General features: G+C 75.7%; 8 protein-coding genes. 5 read left to right on the forward strand and 3 right to left on the reverse strand.

Annotated elements, in window-relative coordinates; genetic code table 11:
* The first annotated feature begins 44 nt into the window (after nt 1-44).
* Nucleotides 45-860 (forward strand): hypothetical protein, encoded by an 816-nt coding sequence (locus AC3ERT_RS18625; protein ID WP_335984259.1) that lies wholly within the window; start codon nt 45-47, stop codon nt 858-860.
* A 155-nt stretch (nt 861-1,015) separates the two neighbouring features.
* Nucleotides 1,016-2,803 carry a non-ribosomal peptide synthetase gene (locus AC3ERT_RS18630; protein ID WP_435175451.1) on the forward strand — a complete coding sequence of 596 codons (1,788 nt, stop codon included), beginning with the start codon at nt 1,016-1,018 and terminating at the stop codon, nt 2,801-2,803.
* Between the two features lie 71 nt (nt 2,804-2,874).
* Here AC3ERT_RS18630 and AC3ERT_RS18635 read toward each other — a convergent pair whose 3' ends face one another.
* On the reverse strand, nt 2,875-4,290 hold the full coding sequence (locus AC3ERT_RS18635) for an amidase (RefSeq protein WP_435175453.1): 1,416 nt from the start codon (nt 4,288-4,290) through the stop codon (nt 2,875-2,877).
* A 5-nt stretch (nt 4,291-4,295) separates the two neighbouring features.
* On the reverse strand, nt 4,296-4,526 hold the full coding sequence (locus tag AC3ERT_RS18640) for a hypothetical protein (protein ID WP_435175455.1): 231 nt from the start codon (nt 4,524-4,526) through the stop codon (nt 4,296-4,298).
* A 218-nt stretch (nt 4,527-4,744) separates the two neighbouring features.
* Between AC3ERT_RS18640 and AC3ERT_RS18645 the strand changes: the two genes are divergently transcribed.
* From AC3ERT_RS18645 to AC3ERT_RS18655, 3 genes are read left to right on the forward strand one after another with little or no spacing between them, the layout of a single operon-like run.
* A complete protein-coding gene (locus tag AC3ERT_RS18645; RefSeq protein WP_435175560.1) occupies nt 4,745-6,160 on the forward strand; it encodes an NDP-hexose 2,3-dehydratase family protein in 1,416 nt (471 codons plus the stop codon).
* Nucleotides 6,130-7,299: a Gfo/Idh/MocA family protein gene (locus tag AC3ERT_RS18650; RefSeq protein ID WP_435175457.1), complete on the forward strand. Its 1,170-nt coding sequence runs from the start codon at nt 6,130-6,132 to the stop codon at nt 7,297-7,299. The genes AC3ERT_RS18645 and AC3ERT_RS18650 overlap by 31 nt, the downstream gene beginning before the upstream one ends.
* A complete protein-coding gene (locus AC3ERT_RS18655) occupies nt 7,296-8,066 on the forward strand; it encodes an NAD-dependent epimerase/dehydratase family protein (RefSeq protein ID WP_435175459.1) in 771 nt (256 codons plus the stop codon). Before AC3ERT_RS18650 ends, AC3ERT_RS18655 begins: the two co-directional genes overlap by 4 nt.
* A 73-nt stretch (nt 8,067-8,139) precedes the next feature.
* Here AC3ERT_RS18655 and AC3ERT_RS18660 read toward each other — a convergent pair whose 3' ends face one another.
* The gene (locus AC3ERT_RS18660) at nt 8,140-8,889 is read right to left on the reverse strand and encodes a thioesterase II family protein (RefSeq protein WP_435175461.1); all 750 of its coding nucleotides are present in this window, start codon (nt 8,887-8,889) and stop codon (nt 8,140-8,142) included.
* Nucleotides 8,890-8,901: the final 12 nt, after the last annotated feature.

Below are 8,901 nucleotides of genomic sequence, written 5' to 3' on the forward strand. Positions count from 1 at the left end.
CGTTGAGGGAGCGTTGCGGGGACTCTTGGTGGAGGCAGGGCGTCATGAGCGAGAGCGAAGCCTGGGCAGTCCGGTCGGCCGGGGAGGCGGGCCGGGAGGCGGACGGGGTCGTGCTCGCCGTCGACTTTCCGGGTACGGGGCGGCGGGAGGCCGGCTTCCCGGATCTCGCCGAGCGGCTGGCGATCCCGTACCCGCTGTGGGAGACGCTCCCGCCGCCGCTGGCCGCCGGCACGACACTGACCGGCGGGCAGTGGATCGACCGGTGGCTGGCCGGGGTGGGCGGGCGGCCGGTCCGCGCGGTGCTGGGCTTCTGTGCCGCCAGCCCGTACGCGGCGGTGCTCGCGCACCGGCTCGGCGCCGTGCAGGAACGGACGCCGGACGCGGTGTTCTTCGACCCGGACATCCCGCAGGAGTTCTTCCTGTACTGGCAGTACCAGCAGATCATGGAGCGCTTCCTGCCGGAGCTGACGGCGGCGGAGAAGGACGCGGCGCGGCAGCGCGGCGAGCAGGCGCGCGAGCGGGCCGACGACCTGACCGCGCTGGGCACCGAACTGAGCCGGCTGTTCCGGGAGTACGGCGAGCCCGCGTGCCGCCGCTCGGGTCTGGACGACGAGCGCACGGCGGAGTTCATGGGCGGCTTCACGACGTACGTGTCGTTCCTGTGCGGCTCCAGCCAGATCGCGGCGGAGGAGCCCGAGGCGCTGGTCGGCAGCTGGTCGAAGGCGACCGCGGTGACGTCGTCGGGCAGCAGCGAGGCGGGGCGGCTGGTCGCGAAGGAGATCCCGTTCCCCGAGGTCGCGCACGTCGACCTGCTGGCGAGCCCGGAGGTGGCCGCCGCCGTCTCCGACCTGCTGCGGTGAGCGCCGCCGACCGCGAGGGAGCCGCGGTGACCGCCCCGCACCCCTCAAGCCCGCCGCACCCGTCAACCCGGCCAAGCGCCCCGGGGGCGGCAGCCCCGTCGGCCCCGCCGCAGCCGGCAGCCGCCGGCCATGTGCTCATCGGCCCGGTCCGCCCGGTGCCCGACACCCTGCTACCGGACCTGTTCGGCGCGGCGGCCGCCGCGCACCCGCGGGCGACCGCGCTGGTCGCCCCGGACGCGACGTACGGCTACGCCGAACTGCACGCCCATGTCCAGCAGTTGGCCCGGCTGCTGCTGGCCCGCGGGGTCGGCGCCGAGGACCTGGTCGCGGTGCTGCTGCCGCGCACCGCGGACGCGGTCGTCGCGCTGCTCGCGGTGCTCACCGCGGGCGCGACGTATGTGCCGGTGGACAGCGGTTATCCGGCGCGGCGCATCGCGGGCATGCTCGCTGACGCGCGTCCCCGCCTGCTGCTCACCACCAGCGCGCTGGCCGAGAGCCTCGCCGGGGACGTGCCCGCGCTGCCCGCGCTGTGCCTGGACGACCCGGCGACGGCGGCGGAGACGTCGGCGCTGTCCGCCGCGCCGGTCGGGGACGCGGACCGGACCCGACCGCTGCTGCCGGGCGACGCGGCGTATGTGCTGTTCACCTCGGGCTCGACCGGCCGTCCCAAGGGCGTGGTCGTGGAGCACCGCTCCTTGACGAACCTGGTGGCCTCGCACCGCGAGGTGTTCTTCGGGCCCGCCACCGAGCATGTCGGGCGGGGGCGACTGCGGGTGGCGCACAGCGCGGCGATGTCCTTCGACGCGGCGTGGGACCCGGTGCTGTGGCTGTTCGCGGGCCACGAACTGCACCTGGTCGACGACCTCACCCGGCGGGACCCGGCGCTGCTGGTGTCCTACGTCGCCGAGCGGCGCGTCGACGTCATCGAGACCACCCCGACGTTCGCCGAACAGCTCGATGGCAGCGGCCTGTTCGCGGCGTCCGGCGGCCACCGGCTCGGGGTGCTGGCGCTGGGCGGCGAGGCCGTGGGGGCCGCGCAGTGGGCGCGGCTGCGGGCGCTGCCGCACCTGCTGGCGCTCAATCTGTACGGGCCGAGCGAGTGCACCGTCGACGCGTTCATGGCGCGGCTGTCGGCCTATGAGGCGCCCACGATCGGGCGGCCGGTCGCCAACACCCGGGCGTACGTGCTGGACGGGCGGGGCCTGCCGTGCCCGCCCGGGCAGACCGGCGAGCTGTACCTCGCGGGGGCGGGCGTGGCCCGCGGCTACCTGGGCCGCCCGGACCTGACCGGTGAGCGCTTCCTGGCCGACCCGTGGCAGCCGGACGGCGGGCGCATGTACCGCACCGGCGACCTGGTGCGGCTTACCGCGGACGGTGTGCCGGAGTTCGTGGGGCGCGCGGACGACCAGGTCAAACTGCGCGGCCAGCGGCTGGAGTTGGGCGAGGTCGAGCAGGTGCTGCGCACGCACGGCAGCGTGGCGCAGTGCGCGGTGCTGCTGCGCGAGGACACCCCGGGCGCGCCGCACCTGGTCGCCTACGTGGTGGGCGAGGGGTGCGTGCCGGCGCAACTCCTGGCGTACGCCGGGGAGTTGCTGGCGCCGTACATGGTGCCGTCGGCGGTGGTGGTGCTGGCGGCGCTGCCGCTGTCGCCCAACGGCAAGTTGGACCGGACGGCCCTGCCGGCGCCCGAGTTCGGCGCTTCCGGCGGGGGGCGGGCGGCCGCGACGCCGACCGAGGAGCTGCTGTGCCGGCTGTGTGCGGACCTGCTCGGCCTGGACGGCATCGGCCCGGAGGACGACCTGTTCCGGCGGGGCGCGGACAGTATGGGCGCGATCCGGCTGATCGCCGCCGCCCGTGCGGAGGGGTTGACACTGCGGTTGCAGGACGTCTTCGAGCACCGGAGCGTGGAGGCGCTGGCGGCGTTCGCCGACCAGAGTGCCTGAGCCGTACACCGCGGCGGGGCGGGCGGGTCCCTTCGGACCGGTCCGCCCCGCCGCGGTGTGCGGGCCGCGGCTCAGTCCGCGACCGGGTCGGTGGTCGGCCAGGGCCCGCCGCTCAGCGCCTCGTACCGCCGCCCGAGCCGCAGTACCGTCTGCTCGCCGTGCGGGCGGCCCATGAACTGGAGGCCCACCGGCGGGCCGTCGGCGGGCGCGCCGCAGGGCACGGACAGTGCGGGCAGGCCGGCCAGGCTCGCGGGGTGGGCGAAGCGGGTGCTCGCGACCGGGACGACGTCCATTCCCCCGTCGGGCTGCGGGAGGAAGAACTCCCCGTGCGGGACGGGGGTGATGGCCACGGTGGGCAGCACGAACGCGTCGACGCCGGTGAACGCCTCCCGCCAGCGCTGGTGCAGCAGTTGCCGGAACCGCAGCGCGTCGATGTAGTCGCGGGCGGGCACCAGCGCGCCTTCCTCCAGCCGGTCGCGCGTGGTGGGGTGCAGTTCGGCGCCGTCCTGGAGCGTACGGCGGTGGTGGGCGCTCGCCTCCGCTGCCATGATCAGCGAGACCGCCGGGGAGACCAGGTCGACCAGCGGCAGGCTCACCCGCTCGATCCGCGCGCCGTCGGCGGCCAGCAACTCCACGGCGGCCGCGACGCGTTCGGCCACTTCCGGGGCGCAGCGCGCGAAGAGCGCGTCGTCGGGCACGGCGAGGGTGAGCCCGGCGGCGCTGACGGGCGGCGCGGCCGCGGCAGCGGGGGCGGCGGCGCCGGTGAGCGCGGCGAAGGCGAGGGCCGCGTCGTCGACGGTGCGGGCCAGCACTCCGGGGGTGTCCAGCGACCAGGACAGCGGTGCGACCCCGTCGGCCGGCAGCACCCCGTAGGTCGGCTTGAGGCCGACGACCCCGCACATGGCGGCCGGGATGCGTACCGAGCCGCCGGTGTCCGTACCCAGGGCCAGGGGTCCCAGGCCCGCCGCGACGGCCGCGGCGGCGCCGCCGCTGGAGCCGCCGGCGGAGCGGTCGGGGCACCGCGGGTTGCGGGTGCCGGGGGTGACCGTGCCGAAGGCGAACTCGTCCATCCGTGTCTTGCCGACGATCAGCGCGCCGGCCGCCCGTAGCCGCGCGACGACGGCGGCGTCCGCGGCGGCGGGGGTGCCGCCGGCGGCGCGCAGTGCGGCCGAACCGGCCCAGGTCGGGGTGCCGGCGACGTCGAAGAGGTCCTTCACCGAGACGGGCACCCCGTCCAGGGGCCCGCGCGGGCCGTCCTGCGCGATGCGCTTGGCGGCCTGCTCGGCCTCGGCGCGGACGGTGTCCGCCAGGACGGCGGTGTACGCGCCGACCGCCGGATCGACGGTGCGTATCCGGGCGAGCAGCGCCTCGACCAGCTCGACCGGGCCGAGCCGGCCGTCGGCGATCCGTGCCGCGGTCTCCACGGCGGTCAACTCATGGACGGGGACGGCCTGTTCGGTGCCGTCGGCGGTCGGTGTCCGGGTCATCGCGCTCACTCCCATTCCAGCCGGAAGGCCGGGGGCAGTTGCTGCCGGCCCAGGTCGACCGCGTCCAGCGCCTGACCGCAGCCGAGGAGCCGTCCGCGGCGCGCCTCGAGTGCCGCCCACCGGTCCCGGGGCACCGTCAGCCGTGCCGCCGCGGTGAGGACGCCCACGGCGTCGGGCTCCGCCTCGGGCGCGGCGCCGGGCGGCCTTGCCTGCGTTCTCTGCGTTTCGTTCGACAATTCGCTTTCCTGCCGTTGCAGCCGGACCCGGCCAGGCCGAGTCGATTCCGTACGGCAAACTAGCAAGGCCCGCACCGGTGCAGAAGATTGTCCGGCGGCAGGGCCGGGACAGCGCCGCCGAAATCACGGTCGTCCGCTTTCCGTCAGGGGCGCCTAGGGGGACGATAGGGGGGGCCGGTATCCGTACGCTGTCGAAAGTGACGATACCTGCAGCGACGATGAAGTCCGCGGCGGCGGGCCGGGTGGCGAACGCCGGCCGGCAGCAGCCGGGGCCGCGTTGGGACCGGCGCACCACGGATCTTCTGGCCGGCTCGGCGCGACTGACCGACCAGGGCGCCCAGTTGGCCACGGCGGACTTCGCCGCTTGGCTGGCCGGCCGCGGGCGCGAACACTCCTTCGCGGTGGAGCGCATCGACTTCGCCGACCTGAAGGGCTGGTATTTCCTGAACCGCACCGGGAATCTGGTGCACCAGTCGGGGAAGTTCTTCACCGTGGAGGGGCTGCGGGTCACCACCTCGGCCGGGCTCTTCCCGGAATGGCACCAGCCGATCATCCGGCAGCCCGAGGTCGGCATTCTCGGAATCCTGGCCAAGGAATTCGACGGGGTGCTGCACTTCCTGATGCAGGCGAAGATGGAGCCGGGAAATCCGAACCTGCTGCAACTGTCCCCCACGGTGCAGGCGACCCGCAGCAACTACACGCGCGCGCACCGCGGTTCGCCCGTGCGCTACGTCGAGTACTTCGCCGGGCCGCGCCGCGGCCGGGTGCTCGCCGACGTGCTCCAGTCCGAGCACGGCTCGTGGTTCTACCGCAAGCACAACCGCAACATGATCGTCGAGACCCGCGACGAGGTACCGCCGCACCCGGACTTCTGCTGGTTCACTTTGGGCCAGCTGCACCAGTTCCTCCAGCTGGACAACGTGGTGAACATGGACTCGCGCACGGTGCTGTCCAGCCTGCCCGCCGTCGCCGAGGGGCCGGGCAGCCGGCTGGCGCTGCACCCGGACACCGAGGTGCTCAGCTGGCTCACCGAGCACCGCTCGACCCACGACTGGACGATCACCCCGGTCCCGCTCGCGGGACTGCCCGGCTGGCAGCGCACCGCGCGCGAGGTCAGCCGCGGCGACGGGCGGTTCTTCGACGTCGTCGCGGTCGCCGTGGAGGCCGCCAGCCGCGAGGTGCCCAGCTGGACGCAGCCGCTGATCCAGCCGCACGGCGAGGGTGTCGTCGCCTTCCTCGTCCGCGACTTCGACGGGCTGCCGCACGTCCTGGCGCACGCCCGGATGGAAGGCGGCCTGCTGTCGGTGGTGGAGGTGGCGCCGACCGTGCAGTGCGTGCCGGAGAACCACCCGGTGGACAAGCGGCCCCGCTACCTCGACCAGGTGCTGTCCGCCCAGCCCGAGCAGATCCGCTACAGTGCCCGGCACTCCGAGGAGGGCGGCCGCTTCCGCAACGCGGTCAGCCACTACCTGCTGGTCGACGCCGACGACGCGCTGGCCGCCGAGCCCCTGCCGCCGGAGTACACCTGGCTGAGCGTGCGGCAGTTGGAGCGGCTGACGGGCGCCGGGCTCACCGTCAACGTGCAGGCGCGCACCCTGCTGGCGTGCCTGCGCTCCGCGGCGGGAACCCGGTGACGGCGGCCCCGCTGCGGGTCGGCGTGCTCGGCGCGGCGGACATCGCGCGCCGCCGGATGCTGCCGGCGTTCGCCGCCGCGCCGGACACCCGGGTCACCGCCATCGCCGGCCGCGCCCCGGGCCGCGCGGACGAACTCGCCGCGCAGTACGGGTGCGCGGCCGTCACCGGCTACGACGCGCTGCTGGCCCGGGACGACGTGGACGCGGTGTACATCCCCACGCCGTGCGCCCTGCACGCCCTTTGGGCGGAGCGGGCGCTGCTGGCGGGCAAGCACGTCCTGGTGGAGAAGCCGCTGACCGGCGACCCGGCCGAGGCCGCGCGGCTGACCGCGCTCGCCGCGGCCCGCGGCCTGGTGCTGGTGGAGAACGTGCTGTTCGTCCACCACGGCGCCCACGCCCGGGCCGCCGCACTGGTGGCGGACGGCGCGATCGGCGAACTGCGCTATGTGCGCGCCACGTTCACCATTCCCGAACTGCCCGCCGACGACATCCGGCACCGGCCCGACCTGGGCGGCGGCGCGCTCGCGGACGTGGGCGTGTACCCGCTGCGCGCCGCCGGCCGCTTCCTCGGCACGGACCTGCGCGTCACGGGCGCCGCGCTCGTCGCCGACCCGCGCACCGGGGTCGACACCGCCGGCGCGGTCCTGCTGCGCACTCCGCCGTCGGCGCCGGGCGCCCCGGTCACCGCGCTGCTGTCGTTCGGGATGCGGCACGCCTACGAGTCCTCGTACGAACTGTGGGGCAGCCACGGCCGTATCCGCCTGGAGCGCGCGTTCACCCCGCCCGCCGGCCACGTACCGGTCCTCCAGCTGCGCACCGGCCAGGACGAGCAGCTCATCGAGCTGCCCGCGGAGGACCAGGTCGCGGCGGCGGTGCGGGCGTTCGCCGCGGCGGCGCTCGGCCGCCCGGAAGGCGCCGAGAACGCCCGGCAGGGCGCGCGCTGGGCGGTCGAACTGGCCCGGCTGCTCGCGGACGTCCGCGAGGCGGCGGCCGCCGGTGCCGAGAACGCCCAGCGCGCCCAGAACGCCCGCACCGGCGACGAGGACCCGGCCCGGAACGCGACCGGGGCCGCGCCGCCGGCAGCGGACTGCACCGGTGCGGCCCGCCCCCTGGCAGCGGCGAACGAGAAGGGCCGGTGAGCACGGTGGAGATCGTCGGACGAGGGTTCCTGGCCCGCCATCTGTCCGCGTTGCCGGCCTCCCACGGCGAGGTGACCGTACTGGCCGCGGGGGTGTCGAGCACCGCGGTCGGCTCGCCCGACGCCTTCCGGCGCGAGGCCGACCTCGTACGGGCCACCGCCCGCCGCTGCCGCGCCGAGGGCCGGACCGTGGTGTTCTTCTCCACCGCCTCCAGCGCCCTGTACGGCACCTGCGACACCCCGGCCGGCGAGGACGCGGCCGCACCGGGCATCCCGTACGGGCGGCACAAGCTCCACCTGGAGGAGGAGCTGGCCGGGTCGGGCGCCTCCTGGCTGGTGCTGCGGCTCAGCCACGTGGTGGGCGCCCACCAGCGCCCGCACCAGCTGCTGCCCGGGCTGGTCGAGCAGATCACCGCCGGGCACGTGCGGGTCTTCGCCGGCGCGTACCGCGACCTGGTCGACGTCGCCGACGTCACCGCCTGCCTGGACGCGCTGCTGGCCGCGGGGGTACGCAACGAGGTGTTCAACGTGGCCGCGGGCACCCCCTACGCCGTCGAGGACATCGTGCGCGGCGTCGAGGCGCGGTTGGACCGGCAGGCCCGCTGGGACGTGGTGGACGCAGCGGGCCGGGGCGGGCGGGCCGTCGTCTCGGTCGACCGGCTGCGGCGGCACGTGGGCGCCCTGGCACCGGCCGGCGGCCCCGCCTACCTCGCGCGGATGCTGGACCGCTACACCGCCTCCTACCGCCCCGCGCCCGCCGCCCCCTGATCCGCGGGCTGCACGGCACGACCGGGCCGGGCGCCCTCCGCCGGGAGGGGCCCGGCCCGGTCGTGTGCCCGGGTCAGCGCGCCAGGTGGCGCCGGAGCACGTCGGTCACCTCCGGCACCCGGTCGTTGAGGTAGAAGTGGCCGCCGGGGAAGACGTGCAGGTCGCTGGGGCCGTCGGTGTGCTGCGACCACGCCCGCGCCTCCGCCACGGTCGTCATGGTGTCCGCGTCGCCGGTCAGCACCGTGACCGGGCAGCCCAACCGGTCGCCGGGGCGCGGCTCGTACGTCTCCACGGCCTGGTAGTCCGCGCGGATCGCGGGCAGCACCAGCCGCACCAGCTCCTCGTCCTCGAGGACCCGGTCGTCGGTGCCGCTCAACCGCCGGACGCTCTCCAGGAGTTCGGCGTCGGCGGCTTTGTGCAGGTCCTCGCTGGGCCGAAACGCCGACGGGGCCCGCCGTCCCGACACGAACAGGCGCACCGGGCCGCGCCCGGCGGCCTCCAGCCGCAGCGCGACCTCATAGCCGACCAGCGCGCCCATGCTGTGGCCGAACAGCGCGAGGGGGCGGTCGTCCCCGTCCGTGACCGCCTCGGCGACCCGGTCCGCCAACTCCCGCAGGTCGGTGACGGGTTGCTCGTGCCGGCGGTCCTGGCGGCCCGGGTACTGGGCGGCCAGCACGTCGACGGCGGGGGTGAGGGCAGCGGCCACGGGCGTGTAGTAGCCGGCCGCGCCGCCGGCGTGCGGCAGGCACAGCAGCCGGACGCGCGCGTCGGGAGCGGGCCGGTAGCGGCGCATCCACACGCCGCTGTCCACTGCGGAGGTCATCGGGTCTCGCTT

This window comes from Actinacidiphila sp. bgisy145, assembly GCF_057708125.1.